This is a genomic window from Kribbella sp. NPDC023972 (genome assembly GCF_040639075.1).
In the GTDB taxonomy this organism is placed as follows: Bacteria; Actinomycetota; Actinomycetes; order Propionibacteriales; family Kribbellaceae; genus Kribbella.
Window position 1 is genome coordinate 1,158,012 of record NZ_JBEZZH010000001.1, and the last position, 23,342, is coordinate 1,181,353.

Here is a 23,342-nt window from a genome sequence, read left to right on the forward strand (position 1 = left end):
ACGCTGTGCAAGAGCGTGTGCTCTTCGGAGCTGCGTACTATCACGAATACCAACCGCACGACCGGCTCGAGCAGGATCTCGACCTGATGGCCGAGGCCCGGTTCTCGGTGATCAGGGTCGGCGAGTCGGTCTGGTCGACCTGGGAACCCGAGAACGGGCGCTTCGACCTGGACTGGTTGCAGCCGGTCCTCGACGGCGCGCACGCGCGTGGCATCGCCGTACTGCTGGGCACCCCGACGTACGCCGTACCGCCTTGGCTGGCTCGGCTCTATCCGGAGATCGCCGGTGAGCGGAAGACCGGCGAGCGGATACCGTGGGGTGCCCGGCAGGAGGTGGACTTCACCCATCCCGGGTTCCGCTTCCACGCCGAGCGGGTGATCCGCAAGATCATCGGCCGGTACGCCGGCCACCCGGCGGTGATCGGGTTCCAGGTCGACAACGAGCCGGGTAACGAACTCTTCCACAACCACGGAGTGTTCCAGCGGTTCGTGGACAGCCTGCGGCACAAGTACGGCGACGTACAGAAGCTCAACGACGAGTGGGGGCTCGTGTACTGGTCGCACCGGCTGTCGGACTGGGCCGACCTGTGGACACCGGACGGCAACTACCAGCCGCAGTACGACGTGGCGTGGCGACAGTTCCAGGCCGACCAGACCACCGAGTTCATCGGCTGGCAGGCCGACATCGTCCGCGAGTACGCCCGCCCGGACCAGTTCGTCACCACCTGCATCTCCTACGAGCGCCCGGCCATGGCGGACGACGACCTGGTACGACGCCTCGACGTGACCGCAGGCAATCCGTACTACGCAATGCAGGACGGACTGCTGCACCCACAGACGAGTCCAGCCCGGCAGAGCTGGACGACCACCGGCACCTGGGCGCTCTACCTCAGCGCGGACCGCATGTACTCCTCACAGCAGCGACCGTTCCTCGTCACCGAGACGAACGCGCAGTCGATCGGATTCCCGTGGGACAACCGGCCGGCGTACGACGGCCAGTGGCGGCAGGCAGCGTGGGCACTCGTGTCGCGCGGGGCGAAGATGATCGAGTACTGGCACTGGCATACGCTCCACTTCGGTGCGGAGACCTATTGGGGTGGTGTGCTCCCCCACAACGGCAAGCCGGGCCGGACCTACCAGGAGATCGCCCAACTGGGTGCGGAACTGGAAGCCGCCGGCGAGCTCGTGGCGGACCTGACGCCCGACAGCGACGTGACCATGCTGTACTCGCTGCCGAGCAAGTGGTTGATGCAGAAGTACCCAGCGCTGTCCCACGAGGACGGGAGCCCGGACGACCGGGCGTATCACGGCCTGTTCGATCCCTTCTATCGTGGAGCTTTCGGTGCCGGGCTGCAGGTGCAGATCCAGCACGTTAGCCAGTTCACCGGGGCAGCGCATCCAGTGCTGGTGGTGTCGGGCCTCTACCTGGCCGACGACGCCTTGCTGGAGCGGCTGGTCGCGTACGCCGCGGCCGGCGGTCATCTGGTCGTCGGACCGCGCACTGGGTACGCCGACCAGGAGGCGCGGGCTCGCACTGCCACCATGCCTGCCGGACTCGCTGCAGCGGCTGGTGTCTCGTACGACGAGTACAGCAACCTCAGCACCGACTTGCCGGTCCGCGCCACCGCCGACTCACCGCTGCAGCTTGGCGATGACGCGGCCGCGACACGGTGGGCCGACGGACTCCAGGTCGACGGAGCCGACGTACTGGCGAGCTATGAGCACCCGCACTTCGGGCGGTGGCCGGCGATCACCACGCGGGCGCATGGTGAGGGCCGGATCACCTATGTGGGCACGGTTCCCAATGGTCCGCTCGCGGTCGCGCTGTTCCGCTGGCTCGCACCTTCGCCATGGACCGATCTGCCTTCCAGCGTGACCGTCACCTCGGCAACCGCGGCCGACGGCCGACGGCTCCGCTTCGTGCACAACTGGTCGTGGGACAGCCTGAGTATCGACCTTCCGGCCGCGCTGCACGACGTACTCGCAGACACGGCGGTGAGCGACAAACTCGACCTCGGGCCGTGGGACGTACGGGTTCTGGTGGAACCGGCTCAGTAGGCCGATTTGAGGCGGCCGGCCGGTTGGCCGGCCGCCTGCTGTCACCAGCTGTTGTTGGAGAAGTCTTGGCCCAGGTAGATCTGGTCGTAGGTGTTGCCGTCATTGTCGTCGGTGTAGGCGACGGCGACCTGGGCGTACGGCGAGACAGCAACCGTCATCTGTTCCTGGCGACCACCCGGGACCGAGTTGAGTTGCTGGGCTGACAGCCGGCCGGTGTCAGTGCCATTGGTGCCGAAGCCGCGGACCCAGACATCCAGGTCGGCGGCCTGGACCGTCCAGCCGACGACCGTCTGGGACTGGTCGTCGATGCCGATCGACGGCGCCTTGGCCCCCGCCGCGACCTGGACGTCGGCGAACCGAGCGGCGCCGGTAGCGGTGAAGCTGCGGGTCCAGGCACCCGCCGTACCGGTGTGGTCGGACTCCCACGCGACCGCGAAGTCGCCGTTGAAGTTGGCCGCCACCGACGGACGCGTCTGCTGGCCGGTGGTGTTGGAGTTCGCGACCCGGCGAGACAGCGTGGCCGCACCGTTGGTCCGGCCCAGCCGGATCAGTCCGATCTCGTACGACGAGTTGGCGTCGCCGTCGTCGTCCCACACAACGACAGCGTCACCGGATGCGGACACCGCCACATCCGGGTTGTGGTGCTGTCCGGTCGTGGTCGACGCGGTGACTTCCCACGCACGCGTGGTCGGACCGGTGAACCCGGCTGCCTTCACAGTCGCCGGCGCAGTGCCCTGAATGTCCTCCCACACCGCGGTGAACGACACGGCACCACTGGTCGGAGCGCCATCCGGGTCCACGGAGACGCGAGGGTTGAGCTGCTGACCGGTCGCACTGCTGTTGGCTGAGCCCGAGGCAGTGACGGTTCCCGCGGTGTTCACCACGCGATAGGGGATGTTGTAGAAGCCGTTCCCGTCCGGATCGTCCTGCCACACGACGACCGCGTTGCCCTTGTCGTCCAGTCCGACGTCCGGGTGCAGATGCCGCCAGGTTGTCACACCGCTGCCGCCTCCCGCGGACAGTCTGACCTCGTACAGCGCCGTACCGTTGCGGAACGTCCGAAGGTAGATCTCGCTGTGCACGTTGGTCGTCGCGTCGTCGGTGTCGCGGTCGTCCTCCCACACCACAGCGACGTAGCCATTGCGGTTGGTCGCGATCGCCGGATTGTCCTGGTCGCCCGTCGACACGCTGTTGGCCGTCGACCAGGTCGGTGCTGCGATGTGGGCCTGAGCGGGCGGCGCGATGAACGCGAGGGAGGACGCCGCCAGTGCGGTGATGGCCAGTGTCTTCTTCATCATTCCCCCTCACACAGCCTGCAGGCCGGGCCGGCCTTCTTCGATCACGAACGACTTCACCGTCGACGCCGCGGCACCGTGTTCGCTCACCTTCGCGACGGCCCGGAAGTCGGCCCGCAGCTGGGTCGGGCTGATCGTCGTACGGACGTAACCGCGCCGGTTGTTGAAGAACCTCAGCCACGGGTTTGTTGCCACGTCCGGGATCGTGGTCGAGCCGTCGCCGTCGCCGCCAGAGGTCGCCGAGCTGGTGACGAGCTCGCTGCCGATGGTGGCTGAGCTCGCGTTGCCGTAGTCCGCCTTGAGATCACTCGCCCAGGCACGGTGCACATCACCTGTGAGTACGACGGGATTGCGCGTCCCCCGAGCGACCCAGCCCTGCTGGATCCGGGCCCGCGAAGCGCGGTAACCGTCCCACGAGTCCATGCTCCCGGCACCGGACGAGTTGAAGCGGCGGGCGAAGAACACCTGCTGACCGAGGATGTCCCAGGTGCCGTAGTGCTGGGCCAGTCCGTCGAGCAACCAGGTCTCCTGCGCGTTGCCAGGCAGACTGCGCGACGCCAGGTCCGCGTCCGAGCACACCTGCCAGCCGTCACCACACGCCTGGTCGTTGCGGTACTGCCGGGTGTCGAGCATGTGGAAGGTGGCGAGGTTCCCCCACCGCTGCCGGCGGTACAGCGGGATGCTGTTGCCACTGTTGGCCTGCGCCGGCCGCAGCGGCATGTTCTCGTAGTACGCCTGGTACGCCGACGTCCGCCGAGCCGTCCACTGTGCGCTGGTGAGTGACGGCGTACTGTCCGCCCGCACCATGTTGGCGTAGTTGTTCTCCACCTCATGGTCGTCGGGTACGACGAGCCACGGCGCGGCCGCGTGGGCGGCCTGCAGGTCCGGATCCGTCTTGTACTGCGCATAACGCCGGCGATAGTCCGCGAGCGTGACGATCTCGGTGGTGCCGGCATGTGTCCGCGGCCGTCCGGTCGCGGCGCCGTATTCGTAGATGTAGTCACCCAGGTGCAAAATCAGGCCCGGGTTGTCCTCGGCCATCCGGCGGTAGACCGTGTAGTAGCCCTCCTCGTAGTGCGCGCACGAGGTGAAGGCCATCACCAGGTCACGCCCGTTGGTGCCTACGGCGGGCGCGGTCCGCGTCCTGCCGACCGGCGAGAGGTGACCCTGGGCGCGGAAGCGGTAGAAGTAGTCCGAGTCGGGATTGAGGCCACCGGCAACGACATGCACCGAGTGGGCGGCGGCGTACGTCGCGGTGACCGAGCCGGACGCGACGAGCGTGCTGAACGTGTCCGTGGTGGACACCTGCCAGTCGACGGTGACGTTGGTGTTCGCCATCCCGCCGTGGCCGTCGGCGTTGAGGGGTGACGGGGCCAGCCGGGTCCACAGCACGACGCTGTTGGCGTCTGGTTCACCGGAGGCGATTCCCAGCTGGAACGGGTACGGGACTGCCGCGGTCGCCGCGATCACGGCCGAGCGGACCGGGAGTGCACTGACACCGGCGGCGGCAAGCCCGCCGAAGACAAGGGTTCTGCGACTGATTGGGCTCATGAGCCTCACCTTCACTACTACTCAGGGCGGTGGTTCCCCGGCTGGATCCTGCACGTTCCAGGTGAGGGGACGGAGCCATCCGGGGAACCTTGAGAGTGGGTGGTGCTTGATACCCATAGTGAGACAGTTTGCGTAACTTTCCTACCGCTCACAGCTGCCTAATTGAAGGCAAGTGCGAGCAGAACCGCGGCAGGAACCCCTTCCATCACGGCGTTGAGCCACAGCTTGGGCTGCGAGACGACCAGCACGACGGCCATGAACGTGTGCTGAGCCGCGGTGAAGATGATCAGCGCCTCGCCCTGCAACAGATGACCGGTCTGCACGAGGACGACGCCCGCCACCAGCGCGATCCCGGTGGTCAGGTTGTACCAGCCCAGGTTCACGGTCCAGAGCCGGACCGCGTCGAAGTCACCAGGCTTGGTGAGAAACATCGGATACAGCCTCGGGTGCCGGTACAGGAACGACTCCATCACGAAGACCACGCCGAGCATGACGGCGATCGCCACCGCCAGCACCTGCGCCGCCGTACTCATGACGGAGCTCCGGCGAGCGTGACCCCGTGCCGGCTCGAGATCTCCCCCAGCGCGGCGTAGTCGGTCGGGTCGGCGGTCGCCAGGTCGGCGAAGAACTCACCCATCTTCCCGGTCTGACTGACGGCCAGGAACTTCGCCGTCGGGGTCAGCACCGAGAACGTGTTGAGCGTTCCGGCCGGGATGCTGATCGACGAGCCGGGACCGAGGTCGTAGCCCTGGTCGCCGGCCTGGACCAGGATCCGGCCCTGCAGCACGTAGAACGCCTTGCTCCAGGCCTCGCTGTGCGGTGGTGCGGCCAGTCCCCTTGGCGCGTCGACCTCGAAGATCTCGTACTGCGCGCCGGTGTGCTCGCCACCGACCTTGACCGTGACGGTCGCGTCCGGAGCGACGTACTCCGCACCCGTGCCGGCTGTGCTCAGATGAACCGATTCAGTCATGATGCCCTCTCCTGAGAGTTTGGTTGACCTGACCGTAGGAAGCGCCCGGCAGCGGAACCATCCCGTCCAGCTGGGCTTGTCGCGGCAGCGGAATCCCCACATTTCGGGGATAGGCGGCCCGGTGACAGCGGCGCATACTGAGCGCATGTGGGAGGGCCGGGCGCGAGCCGCGCGCCGGGACATCGCGGCACTGGCGACGTCAGGGATGGGCGTCACGCAACTGCATGCCGCCGCGATCGAGGTGCTCGAGCAGGTCGTCGGCAACGATCTGACCTGCTGGGCGGCGATGGATCCGGGCACGCTGGTGATCAGTTCGATGACCAGTGGCCGCGTCCACATCCCGGCGGAGTACGAGCCGAAGCTGGCCGAGACGGAGTACGCCGCGGACAACCCGAACTCGTTCGCCGAGCTGGCCCGCCGGCCGTACCCGGTGGCGCGGCTGTCCGACCTGCCGTACCGCGAGGTCGTCAGGCACCGCCGGCTGAACGAGGTGTGGCGGCCGCTCGGGATCGAGTACGAGGTGCGGGCGGCGTTCACCGTCGATGGGGACTGCTGGGGCGCGGCCGGCTTCGTCCGGGGCGGGACGGAGTTCACCGATCGCGAGGTGGAGTTCCTCGGATCGGTGGCACCGGCGATCGGCGCGGCGACGAGAGTGGCGGTACGTACCGATGCCCACGGGTATCAAGGAGGGGTCGGACCGTCGATCGTGGTGACCGGGCCGAGCGGCGAGCCGCGCGCGGTCACCTCGGCCGCGCAGAGCTGGCAGGACGCGCTGGACGAGATCGCCCCCGGGAGGTTCAACACCTTGCTCCGAGCCGTGGTGACAGGCACCCGCGCCGCCGCGACCGGAACGTTCCAGGCGCGGGTGCAGACCGCGACCGGCGGCTGGGTGGTCATGCAGGGCAGCCGGTTGATCAGTGACGACGACCAGTCCGAAGTCGTGGTGACGATCGAGCCGGCCTCGGGTCGTCACCTGGTCGGCATGCTGCTGGCGGCGTACGGCCTGACCACCCGGGAGCGCGAGATCTGCCTGGAGGTGATCGCCGGTCGCCCGACCGCGGATATCGCGGACCGGTTGTCGATCTCACCGCACACCGTCCAGGACCACCTGAAGGCGGCGTTCACCAAGGTCGGCGTCCGCAGCCGGGGTGAGCTCGTGGCGACACTGAGGCCGGACGACCTCACGTACCACTGACCGCCAACTGCTTGCGGTAGGCACCGGGCGCGATGCCGAAGTCGCGCTTGAACGCCTTGGCGAACGCGAACTCCGACGTGTACCCGATCTCCTTGGCGACAGTGGCCAGCGGGCGGTCGTGATCACGCAGCAGGCGGGCGGCCGTCGTCATGCGCCAGCGGGACAGGTAGGTCAGCGGCGGCTCGCCGACGGCCTCGGTGAACCGGCGAGCGAAGGCGGCGCGGGACAGACCGACATCCGAGGCGAGGTCGGCGACGGTCCAGGTGGCGCCGGGCTCCGCATGGATCAGCTCGAGGGACCGCGCGACAGCGCTGTCGGTCAGCGCCCGCGACCAGCCCGACTCGGTCGGGCAGCTCCGGTCCTCGAGCCACGCACGCAGGATGAGCACCAGCAGTGCGTCGACCAGCGCCGGTACGACGGCCGCCGCACCTGGACGGTTCGCGTCGAGCTCCTCACCGAGGATCCCGATCGCGGTGTGCAGGGTCCGATGCCGGCCCGGGTCCGCCGGCAGGTGCATGACCTCGGGCAACTTGCTCAGCATCGGATGCGGCCGGTCGCGATCGAGCAGGTAGGTCCCGCACAGCAGCAGCGACCGCGCGCCGGAGCCCTGCTCGTACACCTCCACCGACGGGTCGAACTCCACGACCGGCGACTCCGGATGGTCAACCAGCGAGTGCTCGAGACCGCGCGGCAGCAGAACCGCATCACCTGGGCCCATCGCGACCGGCGCCGAGCCGTCCGGCAGCAGCAACCAGGAGCTCCCCTGCAGCACCAGGTGGAAGGTCGCACCGGCGGCCTGCGTGAACCGCAGCCCCCAGGGTGCCCGGATGTCGGTTCGGCCAGAGGTGGCCGGCCCGGTCCGCATCGCGGAGACGACATCGGCAAGAACATCCATAGCTCGCATAATACGCCACCGCTGCAAGACGCTCAGACATAAAGAAGCGCCAAATGGACATAGAACCGCTTGATGATCGATGTCTACCCTCGGTGAGGCACACATCGACCAAGAGGAGCCCTCCATGAGTATCGTCGTCACCGCCGCCACCGGCCAGCTCGGCCAGCTCGTCATCGACGAACTGCTGCACCGCGTCCCGGCCGACCAGGTCGTCGCCGCGGTGCGGAACGCCGACAAGGCCGCCGCCCTGGCCGACCGTGGCGTCGAGATCCGGATCGCCGACTACAACGATCCGGCCACGCTGGCGACCGCGTTCCGCGCCGGCGACACCGTGCTGCTCATCTCGAGCAGCGAGATCGGCAACCGGATCGCCCAGCACCAGGCCGTGGTCGACGCCGCCAAGGAGGCCGGCGTCGCCCGGATCGTATACACCGGTGTGCTCGGTGGTCCCGAGGCCGACTTCGACCTGGCCACCGACCACAAGGCGACCGAGCAGGCGATCCTCGACTCCGGCCTGACCTACACCTTCCTGCGCAACGGCTGGTACAGCGAGATGTACACCCAGCAGGTGGCCGTCCAGCTCGAGCATGGCGTCGTCGGCGCCACCGGCGACGGGCGGATCGGGTCCGCTACCCGGCGCGACTTCGCCGCCGCGGCGGCCGCGGTACTGACCGGTGAGGGTCATGAGAAGCAGGCGTACGAGCTCAATGGCGACACCTCGTGGACGCTGGCCGAGTACGCCGCGGAGCTGTCCAAGCAGTCCGGCAAGGAAGTTGCCCACAACAACGTTCCGGCCGAGGTGCTGCTCGGCATCCTGACCGGCGCCGGCGTACCGGAACCGATGGCGCGGATCCTGGTCGACGTCGACGCCGCGATCGAGCGTGGTCTGCTGGCCGGCCGCGGCAGCGACCTCAGCCGCCTGATCGGCCGGCCGACCACCCCGATCGCCGACTCGATCGCCGCCGCCCTGCAGCAGTAGCCGGTGAAGCTGGTACGACGCACGGGCGCCTGTAACCGTACGTCGTACCAGCATCAAGAGACCGGGCCTGTTCGCGGCGGTCTACAGTCCGAAGCCCTGGAGCAGACCTGGGCCTTGGAGCAACTTCGTCTTCGTCGGCGCGGGGTCGAACGGCTTGCGGTCCTGCGCGCAGGTCGAACCGTCGGCCGGTGCCTTCAGCGTGGTGAGGTAGGTGGTGATCAGGTTGTCGGCGCAGGTGCTCTTGCCGAGCACGGTGTGGCCATACCCCTCGACCGTGACCATGCTGGCGTTCCGGTACAGGTCGGCGTACGGGCGCGTGGCCTGGTACGGCGTCGCCGGGTCGTAGCGAGTGCCGATGACCATGACCGGGGTCTTGGTGGTCAGCTTCCACGGGCCGAGGAAGGCGTCGTGGTCCCGCACGCCCATGAACTCGCACGGCTGTCCCAGCCACAGGCGCATCCGGCCGAAGTGTGGCGCCCGCTTGTCGGCGGCGTCGGCGTACTGCGGGTAGGCGAGCGGCCGACCGGACTGTCGTGCCTCGACACACGGCTGCAGCGCGGAACCGATCGAGGGGTACTCCTCCTTGCGCCGGTTCCACTCGACCAGCAACTCGGACGCCCGCGCGGCGGACTTCGCCCGCGTCGGCTGCGAAGCGCTCGCGAGCTGAGCCAGCGCGTCCGCCAGCGCCGGCCAACCGGCCGGGTCGTACAGCGAGAAGAAGCTGACCTGTACGGCCGTCTGGTATGTCACCGTGACGGTCGAACCATCCGGCAGCGTGAGGACGACGGGCTTCGCCTTCAACCGCTCGAAGGTGCTTTCGGCAACGGTCTTCGGATCGCCGAGCTTGGCCAGCGCACAGTCGTTCGGCCCGGCCTTCGCACATTCGGACAGGAACTGCGCAAATGTCTCCGCGGCACCCTCACCCTGCCGGAGCCGGTCCCCGATCGGCCGTCGGTCACCGTCCGAGCCGGAGTACCACTGCGGGCTCAGCGTCCCGTCCAGCACGAAGGCACGGATCTTGTTCGGGAACAGCCGCGCGTACGTCGCACCGAGATAGGTGCCGTAGGAGTACCCGACGTAGCTCAGCTTGTCGTCTCCGACCGCCTGCCGGAGCAGGTCCATGTCCCGGGCAACGTTCGCCGTCGAGTAGTGCGCCAGCCGGTCCGGCGAGGTGGTCCGGCAGCTGATCGCGAGCTTCAGGCTCAGCGCCGTGTACGCACGCTCCTCCTCAGGTGTCACGGGGTACGACGGCTGCCCCGCGAACGCGGCCGCTTCCTCGGCGGCCGTCGGGAAGCAGGTCACCGGATCCGACTTGCCGACCCCGCGCGGGTCGAACCCGAGGATGTCGAACCGCGACCGCACCTCGGGCTGGTACGCGGCCTGGCCCATTTGGTGCACGAAGTCCAGGCCGGACCCGCCTGGACCACCGGGGTTGGTGAACAGCGTGCCGATCTTGCGGGCGGGGTCGGTCGCCGGCAACCGGGTCAGCGCGATCGTGGTGGTCGGACCGTTGGGCCGGTCGTAATCGGTCGGCACCTCGACGGTCGCGCACTGGAAGGCCGGCAGCTCAGCACCACAACTCCCCCAGGCGATCTTCGGTATGACGCTCTTCGGGGCGGCGACTGCGGTGCTGGCGGGTGCGATCAGCGCACCGACGGCAACGGCAACGGACAGTCTTCGAAGGAATCTTGTCGGCTTCACGCAGTCGACCGTAAGCGGCTGCCCAGTCCCGACGCGTCCGCCAGCAGAGGGACCGTACGGCTCCGCCGTACAGCGGAGGGAGCGTCCACCAACAGAAGGAGGCCGGACACCGCCGTACAGCGGGCCCGGCCTGTCTTCGAGACTTCGGTGTCAGGCGGTCTTCTCGCGCCGCTCGCGCTTGCGCTCGATCTGGTCGCGGGGGATCAGCGTGGGGTTCACGTTCTCCAGCACGACCTCGCCGGTGACGACGACCTTGGCGACGTCCTCGCGACTGGGCACCTCGTACATCACGTTGAGGAGAACCTCTTCCATGATCGCCCGCAGGCCGCGGGCGCCGGTGCCGCGCAACAGTGCCTGGTCCGCGATCGCCTCGACCGCGTCGTCGCTGAACTCCAGCTCGACGTTGTCGATCTCGAACAGGCGCCGGTACTGCTTGACCAGCGCGTTCTTCGGCTCGGACAGGATCTTGATCAGGGCGTCGCGGTCCAGCGGCGAGACCGTGGTGATCACCGGGAGCCGACCGATGAACTCGGGGATCAGGCCGAACTTCAGCAGATCCTCCGGCATCACGTCCGAGTAGCCGCCGGCCTCCTTCGGCTTCTCCGGCTCACGCGAGGCGTTGAAGCCGAGGGTCTTCTTGCCGACCCGCTGCTCGACCATGTGGTCCAGGCCGGCGAACGCGCCGCCGACGATGAACAGCACGTTGGTGGTGTCGATCTGGATGAACTCCTGATGCGGGTGCTTGCGGCCACCCTGCGGGGGCACCGAGGCCGTCGTACCCTCCAGGATCTTCAGCAGCGCCTGCTGGACACCCTCGCCGGAGACGTCGCGGGTGATCGACGGGTTCTCGCTCTTGCGGGCGATCTTGTCGACCTCGTCGATGTAGATGATCCCGGTCTCGGCCTTCTTGACGTCGTAGTCGGCCGCCTGGATCAGCTTGAGCAGGATGTTCTCGACGTCCTCACCGACGTACCCGGCCTCGGTCAGCGCGGTGGCGTCGGCGATCGCGAACGGGACGTTCAGCATCCGGGCCAGCGTCTGGGCCAGGTAGGTCTTGCCGCAACCGGTCGGGCCGATCAGCAGGATGTTCGACTTGGCCAGCTCGACGGCCTCGTCCTTGGCGTGCCGGCCGGCGGTGGCGCTGCCTTGACCGTCACGGACCCGCTTGTAGTGGTTGTAGACCGCCACCGCGAGCGCCTTCTTGGCCACGTCCTGTCCGACGACGTACGCGTTGAGGAAGTCGTAGATCTCCCGCGGCTTGGGGAGCTCGGTGAGGCCGACCTCGGAGCCCTCGTTCAGCTCCTCCTCGATGATCTCGTTGCAGAGATCGATGCATTCGTCGCAGATGTAGACGCCGGGACCGGCGATGAGCTTCTTGACCTGCTTCTGGCTCTTACCGCAGAACGAGCATTTCAGCAGGTCGCCGCCGTCACCTATGCGTGCCACCGGGACAGATCCCTTCTCTGAGCAGTCGAACCGTGGGCCAAGGGGGCGTAGGCCGCTCGGACCGGGTGCCACACGGGAACCCCAAGCCCGATTCGACCGTACCGCGCCGGAGGCCGAAACGCCGCGCTCGCCGCCGCGTTGTGACTACGCCGGTGGCGAACGCGCCCCGCCCTTGACAAGGCGGGGCGGCGCGCCAGCCGGTTGTGTGACAGCACCGTCGAATCAGGTGAGACCTGTCAGACGCCGGCCGGGACCGGGGTCTTCAGGGTCTGCAGGACGTCGTCGATCAGGCCGTACTCAATCGCCTGGTCGGCGGTCAGGAACTTGTCCCGCTCGATGTCACGCGAGACCTCCTCCAGCGGCTTGCCGCTGGCGTCGGCGATCATCTTCTCCAGCAGCGCGCGCAGCCGGAGGATCTCGTTCGCCTGGATCTCGATGTCGCTGGACTGACCGTAGGTGCCCTCGGTGGCCGGCTGGTGGATGATGATCCGGCTGTTCGGCAGCGCCAGCCGCTTGCCCGGCGTACCGGCGGCGAGCAGCACGGCGGCGGCCGACGCGGCCTGGCCCAGGCACACCGTCTGGACGTCCGGCTTGATGTAGCGGACGGTGTCGTAGATCGCGGTCAGCGCGGTGAACGAACCGCCCGGTGAGTTGATGTAGATGCTGATGTCGCGGTCGGAGTCCATCGACTGCAGGCACAGCAGCTGCGCCATCACCGCGTTCGCGATCTCGTCGGTGATCGGCGTACCGAGGAAGATGATCCGGTCCTCGAACAGCTTGGTGTAGGGGTCGATCCGGCGCATGCCGTACGACGTGCGCTCCTCCCACTGCGGGATGAAGTAGTTCATGGGTGCGTCCTTTGACTGACGGAGTGGGAGATCAGGAGTTCGGGCTGCCGGAGCTGAGCTGGGCGGCGCTGGCGACCACGTGGTCGATGAAGCCGTACTCCTTGGCCTGATCGGCGGTGAACCAGCGGTCCCGGTCGGCGTCGTTCTCGACCTGCTCGAGCTGCTGACCGGTGTGCTCCGCGATCAGCCGGAACAGCTGCGCCTTGATGTGCAGCGACTGCTCGGCCTGGATCTTGATGTCGCTCGCCGTACCACCCATACCGCCGGACGGCTGGTGCATCATGATCCGCGCGTGCGGCAGCGCGAACCGCTTGTTCTTCGCGCCGGCGCAGAGCAGGAACTGGCCCATCGAGGCCGCCAGGCCCATCCCGACGGTCGCGACGTCGTTGGAGATCCACTGCATGGTGTCGTAGATCGCCATGCCGGAGTCCACCGAGCCGCCCGGCGAGTTGATGTACAGCCAGATGTCCTTGTTGGGGTCCTCGGCGTTGAGGAGCAACATCTGCGCGCAGATCGCGTTCGCGTTGTCGTCGCGAACCTCGGACCCCAGGAAGATGATCCGGTTCTGCAGCAGGCGCTGGTAGATGTGGTCGTCGAGTCCGCCGGATCCGTTGCCGCCCGCGGCGGTGGGGCTGGCTGCAAATGTCTCGTTCACGAAGCCGACATTACTGGGCGGCGGCGACAGACCTAAGGCTGGGCCACAGGTGTTCGCTCACGGCGCACCGTGTCTGCCCTGAGCGAAGTTCTTTCGCTCAGCGCAAACGGCCGGTCACCAGCCACAGAGCGCGACCGCGGCGAAGGCCTGAACCTCGCCCGAGCCTCGTTCGCGCGCATCCCCGACTCGCCCACCAGGTGCTGGAGCGATCGGTGGTACGTCGCTGTGCCGCGGCGGCACCGGCGTCGCCTGCCGTCGCCGACTTTGAGCGCCGTTCCGGACCCGGAGGCGCGGCGGGCGGCAGGCGTTCAGCACCTGGAGCGACGGATGGCCCGGCAGCCACAGGCAGGGCTCGTCGGGCAGCAGACTCGGTTTCATTCAGGCATTCCCCCGGGCGGTCTCACGTTGCGTGGGTAACGCTAGGGAATGCCGCTTTCAGATCGCTTTCAGCCGGCTGAGCAGACGACGACGGCCCGGATCCACGAGGGATCCGGGCCGTCGCGCCGTACTGCTGATCAGGCCTTCGCCGGCTCCTCGGCCGGGGCGTCCGCCGGGGCCTCGGCGGTCTCGGCCGCCGGGTCGGCGTAGGTGCCGTCCGGCTGCAGGGTCTTCAGCTCGACCACGTTGCCGGAGGCGTCGGTGACCTTGGCGTTCTCGACCAGATGGGCCAGCGCCTTGCCGCGGACGACCTCGGAGACCAGGCTCGGCACCAGGTTGTTCTCGACCGCGTGCTGGGCGAACTGGTCCGGGCTGACGCCGGAGCGCTGCGCGTGCCGGACGATGTGCTCGGTCAGCTCCTGGTCGTTCACGCTCAGCTCCTGCTGCTCGGCCACCAGGTCGAGCACGAACTGCGCCTTGATCGCGTCCTCGGAGCGCTTCTTCAGGTCCTCGTCGAACTCTTCCTGGGACTGCTCCTCGCCCTCCAGGAACTGCTCGAACGTCATCCCGGAGTACCCGAGCTGCTGCTCCAGGTTCTCCTTCCGGGCGGCCAGCTCGTCGGTCAGCAGACCCTCCGGCACCGGTACGTCGACCAGCGTCAGGATCTTCTCGAGGACGGCGTCCCGCGCCTCGCCGGCCTGCTCCAGCCGCTTGCCGCGCTCCAGCCGGGCCCGGATGTCGGCCTTCAGCTCGTCGGCGGTGTCGAACTCGGACGCGGTCTGCGCGAACTCGTCGTCGAACTCCGGCAGCTCCTGCTCCTTGACCGCGGTCACGGTCACCTCGACGTCGACGTCCTCGCCCTTCAGCGAGCCGCCGACCAGCTGGGTGACGAAGGTCTTGGTCTCGCCGGCGTTCAGCCCGATGACCGCCTCGTCCAGGCCGTCCAGCAGCTGGCCGCTGCCGACCTGGTACGACAGGCCGGTGGCCTGCGCCTCCTCGACCTTCTCGCCGTCCTTGCTGGCGGACAGGTCGATGGTGATGAAGTCCTTGTCCTGGACCGCCCGCTCGACCGGGTTCAGCGAGCCGAACCGCTGCCGCAGCGCCTCGAGCTGCTCGTCCACCTCGTCATCGGAGATCGCGATGTCCTCGACCTCGGCCTCCAGGCCCTCCAGGTCCGGCAGGGTGATCTCCGGGCGGACCTCGACCTCGGCGGAGAACTGCAGGCTCTCCTTGTCGTTGAACTCGGTCACGTCGACCTCGGGCCGGCCGATCGCCTTGACCTTGTTGTCCTGCACCGCCTGCGAGTACAGCTTCGGGAGCGCGTCGTTGATCGCCTCCTCGAGCACCGGCCCGCGACCGACCCGCTGGTCGATCACCTGCGGCGGGACCTTGCCCTTGCGGAACCCCGGGACGGTGATCTGCTTCGCGATGCTCTGGTACGCCGCGTCGAGGCTCGGCTTGAGTTCCTCGAACGGCACCTCGACGATGAGCCGGACCTTCGTCGGGCTCATGGACTCGACGGTGCTCTTCACGGTGGCGGTTCTCCTTGGTTGACGACGTTCACAGCGCGGGAACAGCCCGCACTGCAGGGGTGCTGCAGGGGGTTGGTCGGGGCGACAGGACTCGAACCTGCGGTCTCCTGCTCCCAAAGCAGGCGCGCTAGCCACTACGCTACGCCCCGCAGTGACCGCACGAGTCTAGTCGACCCAACCCAGTGCTCGCGCCACCACCCCCGACCGGCCGCGCACCACGCCGCCGCTCCTCACCCCGAGCACCGGCCAGACGATCCCTCGTCACGGCGCCATGACCCCGCGAATCCAGGCCACCGACGACCCGATCCGCAAACCGTTTTGAGTCCACCCCCGAGAATGTGGAATCATGTCCGAGCACCGCGGGTGTAGCTCAATGGTAGAGCCCCAGTCTTCCAAACTGGCTACGCGAGTTCGATTCTCGTCACCCGCTCAAACGACGGAAGGCCCCCAGCCACAGGAATCTGAGGCTAGGGGCCTTCTCTCACGTTCGGGCCGGATTCGACCGCGAGCGATTAGGGGGTCGGCACCAGCACGCCGGACGCTCCACCGTCGTCATCCCGTTTGGCCTCGCGAGCGACTACCTCGTTCAGGCGAGCCGCGATCTCCCGAGCCCTCTCGTCCGTGTTGTGTTGGTAGATCAGCGCTGCCCGCATCGTGCCGTGGCCCATCCGGTGCATCAGCTCCTTGGTCGACGCGCCACTCTTCGAGGCCAGATGGCTACCGGTGTGACGTAGGTCAGGGGGACAGGGCGAATGTGGCGTCGAGACAACGGGTGCTGCATGTGATGATCACGGCGTGAAACTGTACGAGCGCGGCGACTCCGACGAAGGACCGACATTTGAGTCCTTCGTCTTGTCGTTCGGCGCTGGCGAGTGGTCCGTGTGGCGGCTACTGATCTTTCTCGCCGCAGGACTCACCTTGGCGGGCGTATCAGCATCGTTCCTCTACGACGGCTGGGCACTCACAGCGCGAGGAGAGATCGCCCAAGCACGAGTGGTACGCACCAACTACGACGGCCGCACCAAAACCATCAACATCGTGTTCGTGAGCGGTCCCGTCGGCGAGACGGCGATCGTTGAAAGGCTCAAGCGGCGACCGGCCCAAGGTGAAATCGTGCCGATCAGGTTCGACCCGAAGAAGCCGTCCCGGGCAGCGGACCCGCAGGCATCCGTGGTGCAGTTGTGGGACTACATCTTCCTCCCGCTCGGGCCAGCAATGCTCGTGGTGACCTGGGCTCGATGGAATCGATGGCGGCGCTGCCGAGCCCCCCGAGAGGCCCCCGAAGATCCCTGAACAGCCGCCAACGACCCCGATCACAGACCATCATCCGCGCTCAGGATCGGGGATCGTCTGTCCGTTGACGCTCTTTGGGCCGGACTCGTAATGAGAAGGTTGCGAGCGATTAGCGAGCGATTACGAGGGGGCAACCGGGGTCAAGACCGGTCACCCGGCGGGCACCGGGTCAGGCTCGGCACCAGACGGTGAGCGTGCCTTCGGCCGATCTTCCAAACTGGCTACGATCAGCTCGGCGATGCTCCGACGTACGCTCAACGTTCTATCACCGAGGTCTACGAGCCGCGATCGCAGATGTGTTCGGCCCCGACGGCGTACCCGACAACGCCGACGGCTATCAGCCGCACATCAGCCTGGGTACGTGAGCACTCCGCAGCCTGCCATCACCACGCTCGACGCGATCAAACGCGTCACAGCCGACCCGGCCGACCTAACCATCAACGCCGTGTCGCTCATCGAGATGCACCGCGACAACCGCATGTACGAGTGGCAGACGGTCGAACGCACGGATCTGCCGAGATGCGTGCGGCCCCGGGCCGGGTTCTGTCATCCTACGGAAGTGCAATCGGACGGAAGAGTGCTGCCCGATCTGAGGGAGGCATACGTCCTCTATCGGCTCGGGTTTGTGCGCACGGATGATCTGCCGGATCTTGCGGCCCGCTGGCCGGCTGCTGACCTCGTGGACAACGAATCCGTCCAGCTACTCGCCGGTCATGACCCCCATGACCCGGCGATGCTGGACACGCTCATCGCCAACTCGGTCACCGAGGCCAGCGTCAGCATCCCCTCGGAGTCAGCGGAGTTGCAAGCTATCGCCGTCGACTGGGTCACCTCGACCTGGCGGCACACCGGAGATACGCGATGGGCCGTCTCCACCTTGGCGCGGCTTGGCGAGACCTACCCCGAGTTCGACCTCGGACTCTGGATTGGCCTCGATGACGAGTGGAACGGCGGCTGGGGACGGCTCGAACCAGACCTTAAGGCAGCCGCGAAGAGCGAACTCGACTACTTCACACACGGAGGCTCGGGAGCGGTCGACTCCTGACCGCACTCATTTTGCCGCTATCCGCGCAGCTGAACTAAGGGCGTGTCAGGGTGTGAGGCATGGACACTGAGGACGAGGCTCGACCGCAGATCCGCACCTTCACCGAGCAGGATCGCGAGGCGGTCATGGCGCTTGCCCCAAGATTGACCGAGGGGGTGGCTCAGTGGCGTGATCCAAGCGCCGTACTGCGTGCCGTCACCCAGTGGGTCACCGACTCTCTCGAACGCGCGAACTCTGCCGACGGTGCCGTGTTCGTCGGCGAGGTACGTGGCCGAGTCGTCGGAGCGGTGACGGTGGCCACCCGGCGGCACTCCACCGGTGAGGTAGACGCCTATGTAGGGGAACTTGTTGTCGCCTCGGGGGACTCTCGTCATGGTGTGGGATCGGCGCTAATGGCTGCTGCCGAGGATTGGGGGCGGGCGCGTGGACTGGCCCGGCTGAGCCTGGAGACGGGCGCGGCAAACACAATTGCGCGCGGCTTCTACGAGAAGTTGGGGTACGAGGCCGAAGACGTGCGGCTCAGCCGTCGCCTCTGAGCGACGACGTCCGGATCTGCCGCGATCCGTGCGGGCCGCGGGTTTGGCAGCTGTCAGGGGGCGGGGCATCCGTGGTGGTCAGATCGACGGCGCGGGATAGTTCTTCGCATGACGGACGGGTCCGAGCGCTCCCAGTCATGGACCGAACGGTGGAAGGCTCGCAGGCCGACACGTGTGATGCGGTGGGTCTGGAACGGGATCTTCCTTGCCGGATTCGGCGGCTGGCTGTGGCTGGTGGCCGAGTGGGCGAAGCATCACGGGCACGCCGACTGGGTCAGTGATACCCCCAAAGCCCCTCTACGGCGTCGTTGCGAGCGTTACCTACTGGCCTGTCGTGGTTGCGCTGCGGCAGGTCCTCTATCCAGGCGACCCCCGGACGATGCCTTGGGACGAGCGAGATGAATAGCCCCGCCTTCACGTGCCCTGACCGGTGGCCGCTGACGGTCACTCAGGTCACTCCAGTCGTGCTCGTGGTGAACAGCTCTGCGCGAAGGCCCGCGGATCAACTCAACGATTGTCGCCGCTGCCGCCGAGCATCGCTCGTTTCTGCCGGTCCGCAAGCTTGGCGATGTTGAGCTGGGCAACATCCTCGAGCCTGACATCAAAATAGTCCGCAATGACGGCGATGTACCAGAGCGTATCGCCGAGCTCCTTCTTCAGATCTTCGATATCCCATTGAGAGAAGTCGCTGTCTTTGTCGCGCACGATCTTCTTGGCTTTTTCGGCGATCTCACCTGTTTCACCTACAAGCCCGAGCAGGAGGTGAAACAGCTCGTTGTGTTTGTCTCTCGGTGCAGCTGTCTGAAGTGCTGCCTTCTGATACTCATCCAAATTCACGGCCCAACTATAGGCTGAACGACTCCGGTCGACGGCCGATCATCGAGTTCGAATCTCACGGACCTGGCGTGCCTTCTGCGCCCCTTACAGATGGTCATCAAACGGGGTGCTGCGGGTCCTAGAACGTGACCCCGGGAGCTCTCTCCGTGCACGGCGTCAGTGGCGCGCCCGCTCCAGCCTCCGCCGTCCGGCGTCCGACGGCACCCGGCGGCCTTGGGGGCGTTTAGGGTCTCGGGATGGCGATGATCGGGGACGGTACGACGCGGTTGGTGGTGATTCGGGGGAACTCCGGGTCTGGGAAGAGCAGTACGGCGCAGGAGGTGCGGCGGCGGGTTGGGCGGGGCGTCGCTTGGGTCGAGCAGGACTACTTGCGGCGGATTCTGCTGCGAGAGCATGACCGTCCCGGCCAGCCGAATATCGGGTTGATCGACCAGACGGTCCGTTATGCGCTCGACAACCGGTATCACGTGATCCTGGAAGGCATCCTCTACAGCCCGACGTACGGCGCGATGGTGCGGCAACTGGTCGCCGACCACGCCGGCGACACCGGGGTGTACTACTTTCAGATCCCCTTCGAAGAGACCCTCCGACGCCATGCCACCAAACCACTGTCGAAGGTCGTCACTCCCGAACAGTTGCGTGACTGGTACCAGCCCTGCGACCTCCTCGGCGTACCCGGCGAGCAGGTGATCGACAGCTCCAGCACCCTGGACGACACGGCCACCCGGATCATCTCCGACCTCGCCTGGTCCACCGGCGGAACGGTCGCCCACCCCGTCGAGGACTGAAGACGGCGGGGCCGCCGTCAAGCGGGGCTGTTTCCGGGAGGCTGTGCAGGGTCCGGAGCGGAGACAGCACGGCGATCAGGGTTGCTGCGAGCATGCCGATGGTGGAGATGAGCAAGGTCGCGCGGAGTCCGAGTGCCGTGGCGAGAACGCCGGAGGTCAGGGCACCCAGGGATTGACCGCCGACGACGAGGGTGCGCCAGGTGGCGCTTACTCGGCCCAGCGACCCAGGTGGCACGAGGGACTGGCGCAGCGTGCGTTGCGGTACGGCGAACAGCGACATGCCGAGGCCGGACAACGCCTGCCCCAGCAGGACGAATGGCGCGAAGCCGACCGCCAGAGCAGCGCCGGTCAGGGACGCCACGAACTGACCAGTGAGGTAGCCGCGACCGATCCCGACCAGGCGGATCCACGCGGGTGCGACGAGTGAGCCGACGACTGCCGCCACACCGAAGGCTGTGATCGCCACACCGACCAGTGCAGGCGCCCAGTGAAGCTCCCGGACCAGATAGAGCACGATCAACGGCCCCTGCAGCGAGCCGGCGACAGCGCCGACCGTCGCCGACACCGCCAAAGGCGCCAGCACCGGACTGCCGAAGAGCACCCGCAGCCCAGCCGTCAGCCGCCCCCGCGATCGCCCCGCGGACGTACGCCGAGGCTCACGGATCAGGTACGACGCCACAGCCGACACCACGTACGACGCCGCATCAAAGACGATCGCGAACGGTGCAGTCACCACCTGCACCAACAGACCAGCCACTGAAGGCCCTGCCGTGGACGCCACGTTCAGGTTGAGTAGATACGCGCTGTTCGCCCGGATGAGGTCATCCCGCCGCACGAGCGCCGGCACCAACGTCATCGACGCAGTCTCCGACACCAACGTCAGCACACCGGTCAGCACAGCAACCACGTACAGCTGCCATATCGCCAACGCCCCCACAGCCGCGCTCAGTGGGATACACCCGAGCAGTACGGCGCGCCCAACGTCCGTCACCACCAGCACCCGCCGCAGCGACCACCGATCCACCCACATACCCGCGGGCAACCCGAAGACGAGATGCGGCAGCACAGTGAGCGCCGCCAACACCCCCATCTCCACAGCCGACGCCTGCAGAGTCACCACCGCAACCAGCGGCAACGCGACAGTGGTGATCGCAGTCCCCGACGCCGACACCAACTGCCCGACCCACAGCTTCCTGAACTCACCCCTGACGATCCAAGCCATGCCCGGCAACCTGTCACCGACCCACCGTCCGCCCACCACACCTGTTCGCCCCCAGCAGAGCCTGTTCACCGCCCGCGAAAGCCCAGCTCGGTCCAGACCGGTAAGCGCTTCCGTTACCGGTCGTTACTGGCTAAGGTGCCGCCCAGTGTCGAGGGGTGCCCGGGGGAGGGCGCCAAGGGGGTTGTTGTGGTGAAGTTGCGGGTCAAGGCGGCTGCGGTCGTCTGTGCGGTCGTGCTGGTGCCGGTGATGGCGAGTCAGGTGATGGCGGCTGATCCGCCGGAGCACCTGGGTGAGGGCGTACTGGTCGCCACCCGAACGTCCACGGCCCAGGTCGGCGATGTCGGCCTGTCCGGCGCGCGGGTGGTGACAACGGACAAGACCGATCACACGCTCTGGGAGACCAGTGACAACGGCACGACCTGGACCGCAACGGGTGGTTCCAGCGAGACCAAGCCGTTCCAGCTCGAGGGGACCAGCCTGCTGACCTTCCAATCAGGCTCAGCCAAGGTCGGTGGCCTCACCGTCCCCGGAACGGACGAAGTGATCCTGGGCAAGGGCGGCAAGCTCGTCTCCCACCGCACCCCGAACGCGGCCACCGCAGAGGTGTACGACGTCGCGACCAGGACCAAGCTGGCCGACTTCGCACCGCCGTTCGCCATGTCCGACTCGACCGTCTGGAAGGTGACCGAGCCCGGACAGCTCACCGGCAAGGACCTCGCCACCGGCACGGTCAAGACAGTCCTTGTGGCCACCAACTGCACAGTCGAGCCGGACCGCGTCAACGGTCGCTGGGCCCTGCTCAGCGGCTGCAACCAGGTCGTCGACGTGAAGGGCCCCGAAGCCCCGCGCAACCTGACAGTCCCGGCAGACTCCCAACTCGGCAACGGCTTCACGGTCCAGACGACCGCCGACCAGAACCTGCTGGTCACCGACCTCAACGACCAGGCACTCGGCCAGCGCCGCTACGGACCGGTCCGCGGCGGATCGCAGCCGGCCAGTTTCCGCGCCGACGGCTCCGGCCTGGCCAAGATCGTGTACGCCGACCCGGACTCGAAACCGCGCGTGATCACACTGAGCTGGCTCACCGCGGACCCGCAGCAGCGACCGGACACCGTGGCACCAGTAATGACCAGTGCATCGGCGGGCGACCGGATCCGTGACAACACGAGCCTGTCGTTCGAGTGGGCGTTCACCGATCCGCAGGACCCCAACTCGCCCGCGACCGGGGTCGACTCCTACGACCTGCGCATCCAGCAGCGGCCCAACCGCACGTCGCCGTACGGCGCGTGGAACCAGGTCCCCGCCTGGCAGGGTCTGAAGACGACCGGCGCCAGCTACACCGCACCGATCGGCACCGACACGTGCTGGCAGGTCAGGGCTCGCGACTACGCGGGCAACCTCAGCGCTTGGAGCACGTCGTACTGCAGTGAGGTCGACGGTACGGCGCCGGTGCTGGTCACGCTGCGGATCGGCGACCGAGTCGCAGTGACGTCGCCGGTCACGTTCCGCTGGGCGTACCAGGACGACACCGACGTGGCGTCGTACGACGTCGTCTACAGGAACGCCGGGCCGGGCGTTGCCCTGGGCAAGTGGCTGTACCCACCGGACTGGCAGAACACCCGGACCACGTCGATCACCTGGGCGCCGCGGCTGGGCTGGGACACCTGCTTCCTGGTCCGCTCCCGGGACTACCTCGGCAACCTGTCCGCGTGGTCGCCGCAGATCTGCAGCGTGGCACCGCAGGATGATCGCGCGCTCACCGCGGCCGGGTCGGTCACGCGCTCCACCAGCACGCTCGCGTTCCAGGGCACCACGTCGATCCTCAAGGCGAACGGTGCCTATCTGACCAAGGCCACCGAGGCCGGCGCCCGGATCGCGCTGGTCGCCCTCCACGGCCCGGGCCAGGGCCGCGTCGACGTCTACCACGCGAACATCAAGATCGGCACCGTCTCGCTGGCGGCCACCACCACCGCCCGCAAGGTGACCTACCTGCCGATCACGCCGTTCCGCACCGGCGCGGTCAAGATCGTCTCGACCTCCACCGCCCCGGCCACCATCGACGGCATCGCCTTCCTCCGAGCCAATCCGTAGAGCTATCACGGTTCGCAATGACTGTGAG

At 67.4% G+C, this 23,342-nt stretch carries 22 protein-coding genes and 2 tRNA genes; 9 read left to right on the forward strand and 15 right to left on the reverse strand.

Annotation, left to right across the window (positions count from 1 at the left end; genetic code table 11):
• Positions 1-5 precede the first annotated feature (5 nt).
• Positions 6-2,057, forward strand: coding sequence for a beta-galactosidase (locus tag AB0F43_RS05290; protein WP_360470906.1), 2,052 nt, complete (start codon positions 6-8; stop codon positions 2,055-2,057).
• A gap of 41 nt (positions 2,058-2,098) precedes the next feature.
• On the opposite strand, the gene AB0F43_RS05295 is transcribed toward AB0F43_RS05290, so the two are convergent.
• From AB0F43_RS05295 to AB0F43_RS05310, 4 genes are all read right to left on the reverse strand, one after another.
• Positions 2,099-3,355, reverse strand: coding sequence for a hypothetical protein (locus AB0F43_RS05295; protein WP_360470908.1), 1,257 nt, complete (start codon positions 3,353-3,355; stop codon positions 2,099-2,101).
• A 6-nt stretch (positions 3,356-3,361) separates the two neighbouring features.
• Positions 3,362-4,903, reverse strand: coding sequence for an alkaline phosphatase D family protein (locus AB0F43_RS05300; RefSeq protein WP_360470911.1), 1,542 nt, complete (start codon positions 4,901-4,903; stop codon positions 3,362-3,364).
• A 158-nt stretch (positions 4,904-5,061) separates the two neighbouring features.
• Positions 5,062-5,436 carry a DUF1304 family protein gene (locus tag AB0F43_RS05305; protein ID WP_360470913.1) on the reverse strand — a complete coding sequence of 125 codons (375 nt, stop codon included), beginning with the start codon at positions 5,434-5,436 and terminating at the stop codon, positions 5,062-5,064.
• On the reverse strand, positions 5,433-5,873 hold the full coding sequence (locus tag AB0F43_RS05310; RefSeq protein WP_360470916.1) for a cupin domain-containing protein: 441 nt from the start codon (positions 5,871-5,873) through the stop codon (positions 5,433-5,435). Before AB0F43_RS05310 ends, AB0F43_RS05305 begins: the two co-directional genes overlap by 4 nt.
• A 145-nt stretch (positions 5,874-6,018) precedes the next feature.
• Here AB0F43_RS05310 and AB0F43_RS05315 point away from each other — a divergent pair, with 145 nt between their 5' ends.
• Positions 6,019-7,068, forward strand: a complete 1,050-nt coding sequence (locus AB0F43_RS05315) for a helix-turn-helix transcriptional regulator (RefSeq protein ID WP_360470919.1) — start codon at positions 6,019-6,021, stop codon at positions 7,066-7,068.
• On the opposite strand, the gene AB0F43_RS05320 is transcribed toward AB0F43_RS05315, so the two are convergent.
• On the reverse strand, positions 7,055-7,963 hold the full coding sequence (locus AB0F43_RS05320; protein WP_360470922.1) for an AraC family transcriptional regulator: 909 nt from the start codon (positions 7,961-7,963) through the stop codon (positions 7,055-7,057). The two genes, AB0F43_RS05315 and AB0F43_RS05320, sit on opposite strands and share 14 nt — an antisense overlap.
• 124 nt (positions 7,964-8,087) lie before the next feature.
• On the opposite strand from AB0F43_RS05320, the gene AB0F43_RS05325 reads away from it, so the two are divergent.
• Complete coding sequence (locus AB0F43_RS05325) at positions 8,088-8,942, forward strand: SDR family oxidoreductase (RefSeq protein ID WP_360470924.1); 855 nt, start codon at positions 8,088-8,090, stop codon at positions 8,940-8,942.
• Between the two features lie 81 nt (positions 8,943-9,023).
• Here AB0F43_RS05325 and AB0F43_RS05330 read toward each other — a convergent pair whose 3' ends face one another.
• From AB0F43_RS05330 to AB0F43_RS05360, 7 genes are all read right to left on the reverse strand, one after another.
• Entirely contained in the window at positions 9,024-10,643 is a 1,620-nt protein-coding gene (locus AB0F43_RS05330) for an alpha/beta hydrolase (RefSeq protein ID WP_360470927.1), read from the reverse strand.
• Between the two features lie 150 nt (positions 10,644-10,793).
• Positions 10,794-12,089 (reverse strand): ATP-dependent Clp protease ATP-binding subunit ClpX, encoded by a 1,296-nt coding sequence (gene clpX, locus AB0F43_RS05335; protein WP_360470929.1) that lies wholly within the window; start codon positions 12,087-12,089, stop codon positions 10,794-10,796.
• A gap of 236 nt (positions 12,090-12,325) precedes the next feature.
• Positions 12,326-12,937, reverse strand: a complete 612-nt coding sequence (locus tag AB0F43_RS05340; RefSeq protein ID WP_337323247.1) for an ATP-dependent Clp protease proteolytic subunit — start codon at positions 12,935-12,937, stop codon at positions 12,326-12,328.
• A gap of 31 nt (positions 12,938-12,968) precedes the next feature.
• The gene (locus AB0F43_RS05345) at positions 12,969-13,592 is read right to left on the reverse strand and encodes an ATP-dependent Clp protease proteolytic subunit (protein WP_360470932.1); all 624 of its coding nucleotides are present in this window, start codon (positions 13,590-13,592) and stop codon (positions 12,969-12,971) included.
• Positions 13,593-13,706: 114 nt separating this feature from the next.
• Positions 13,707-13,970, reverse strand: coding sequence for a hypothetical protein (locus AB0F43_RS05350; protein ID WP_360470935.1), 264 nt, complete (start codon positions 13,968-13,970; stop codon positions 13,707-13,709).
• A 137-nt stretch (positions 13,971-14,107) separates the two neighbouring features.
• Positions 14,108-15,502 carry a trigger factor gene (gene tig / locus AB0F43_RS05355; RefSeq protein WP_360470938.1) on the reverse strand — a complete coding sequence of 465 codons (1,395 nt, stop codon included), beginning with the start codon at positions 15,500-15,502 and terminating at the stop codon, positions 14,108-14,110.
• A gap of 73 nt (positions 15,503-15,575) precedes the next feature.
• Positions 15,576-15,651 (reverse strand) — tRNA-Pro (locus AB0F43_RS05360).
• 210 nt (positions 15,652-15,861) lie between these two features.
• On the opposite strand from AB0F43_RS05360, the gene AB0F43_RS05365 reads away from it, so the two are divergent.
• A tRNA-Gly gene (locus AB0F43_RS05365) sits at positions 15,862-15,932 on the forward strand.
• Between the two features lie 82 nt (positions 15,933-16,014).
• Here AB0F43_RS05365 and AB0F43_RS05370 read toward each other — a convergent pair.
• A complete protein-coding gene (locus tag AB0F43_RS05370; RefSeq protein WP_360470940.1) occupies positions 16,015-16,179 on the reverse strand; it encodes a hypothetical protein in 165 nt (54 codons plus the stop codon).
• Positions 16,180-16,297: 118 nt separating this feature from the next.
• On the opposite strand from AB0F43_RS05370, the gene AB0F43_RS05375 reads away from it, so the two are divergent.
• The 3 genes from AB0F43_RS05375 (at position 16,298) to AB0F43_RS05385 (ending at position 18,376) form a co-directional block, all read left to right on the forward strand.
• Positions 16,298-16,795: a DUF3592 domain-containing protein gene (locus tag AB0F43_RS05375; RefSeq protein WP_360470943.1), complete on the forward strand. Its 498-nt coding sequence runs from the start codon at positions 16,298-16,300 to the stop codon at positions 16,793-16,795.
• Between the two features lie 361 nt (positions 16,796-17,156).
• On the forward strand, positions 17,157-17,840 hold the full coding sequence (locus tag AB0F43_RS05380; protein ID WP_360470945.1) for a hypothetical protein: 684 nt from the start codon (positions 17,157-17,159) through the stop codon (positions 17,838-17,840).
• A 59-nt stretch (positions 17,841-17,899) separates the two neighbouring features.
• Complete coding sequence (locus tag AB0F43_RS05385) at positions 17,900-18,376, forward strand: GNAT family N-acetyltransferase (RefSeq protein WP_360470948.1); 477 nt, start codon at positions 17,900-17,902, stop codon at positions 18,374-18,376.
• A 507-nt stretch (positions 18,377-18,883) separates the two neighbouring features.
• Here AB0F43_RS05385 and AB0F43_RS05390 read toward each other — a convergent pair.
• Entirely contained in the window at positions 18,884-19,213 is a 330-nt protein-coding gene (locus tag AB0F43_RS05390) for a nucleoside triphosphate pyrophosphohydrolase family protein (protein WP_360470950.1), read from the reverse strand.
• A 236-nt stretch (positions 19,214-19,449) separates the two neighbouring features.
• On the opposite strand from AB0F43_RS05390, the gene AB0F43_RS05395 reads away from it, so the two are divergent.
• Complete coding sequence (locus AB0F43_RS05395) at positions 19,450-20,001, forward strand: kinase (RefSeq protein ID WP_360470953.1); 552 nt, start codon at positions 19,450-19,452, stop codon at positions 19,999-20,001.
• Here the strand turns inward: AB0F43_RS05395 and AB0F43_RS05400 are convergent.
• Entirely contained in the window at positions 19,943-21,223 is a 1,281-nt protein-coding gene (locus AB0F43_RS05400) for an MFS transporter (RefSeq protein ID WP_360470956.1), read from the reverse strand. The two genes, AB0F43_RS05395 and AB0F43_RS05400, sit on opposite strands and share 59 nt — an antisense overlap.
• Before the next feature lie 189 nt (positions 21,224-21,412).
• On the opposite strand from AB0F43_RS05400, the gene AB0F43_RS05405 reads away from it, so the two are divergent.
• Positions 21,413-23,314, forward strand: a complete 1,902-nt coding sequence (locus AB0F43_RS05405; protein WP_360470959.1) for a hypothetical protein — start codon at positions 21,413-21,415, stop codon at positions 23,312-23,314.
• Positions 23,315-23,342: the final 28 nt, after the last annotated feature.